This is a genomic window from Vibrio sp. A8-1, assembly GCF_013048685.1.
GTDB lineage: Bacteria > Pseudomonadota > Gammaproteobacteria > Enterobacterales > Vibrionaceae > Vibrio > Vibrio metschnikovii.
In genome coordinates this window covers 1-600 of sequence record NZ_VHTC01000122.1, presented here as the reverse complement: position 1 = coordinate 600, position 600 = coordinate 1, and the positions used below count along the sequence as shown (strand labels likewise).

The following is a 600-nucleotide window of genomic DNA, read 5'->3' as shown; positions in this document are numbered from 1 at the left end:
AGAGTTAAACGAAAATTGAAAGGGGGTCCCAATGGGGGACGAAAAGAGCTTAGCGCACACGCGCTGGAACTGTAAATACCATATAGTCTTTGCACCGAAATATCGACGACAGGTGTTCTACGGAGAAAAACGTAGAGCAGTGGGAGAAATATTAAGGAAGTTATGTGAATGGAAAAATGTGAACATTCTAGAAGCAGAGTGCTGTTCAGATCATATCCACATGCTTTTAGAAATTCCGCCGAAAATGAGCGTTTCAGCTTTTATGGGGTACTTGAAAGGTAAAAGTAGCCTAATGCTTTATGAACGATTCGGAGATTTGAAATTTAAATATCGGAATCGGGAATTTTGGTGCCGAGGGTATTATGTAGATACGGTTGGTAAAAATACGACCAAGATACAGAACTACATAAAGCATCAGTTGGAGCAGGATAAAATGGGAGAGCAATTGTCGATCCCATATGCAGGAAGCCCGTTTACGGGCCGTAAGTAATCGTCATATGCAAATGTCAGATCGTGATGCGCCTGTTAGGGCGCTGCTTGTAAGAAAGCCTTATAGGCGCATATGAAAAACCTCCGGCTATGCCGGAGGATATTTTTTTT

General features: G+C 42.2%; 1 protein-coding gene. It reads left to right on the top strand.

Going from position 1 to position 600, the window contains the following annotated elements:
- The first annotated feature begins 31 nt into the window (after nt 1-31).
- On the top strand, nt 32-490 hold the full coding sequence (tnpA, locus tag FKN93_RS17535) for an IS200/IS605 family transposase (protein ID WP_158137554.1): 459 nt from the start codon (nt 32-34) through the stop codon (nt 488-490).
- The last annotated feature ends 110 nt before the right edge of the window (nt 491-600 follow it).

What these genes read in the sequence shown, in the direction of transcription:
- tnpA (WP_158137554.1), top strand. Translation starts at nt 32, where the DNA reads ATGGGGGACGAAAAGAGCTTAGCGCACACGCGCTGGAACTGTAAATAC.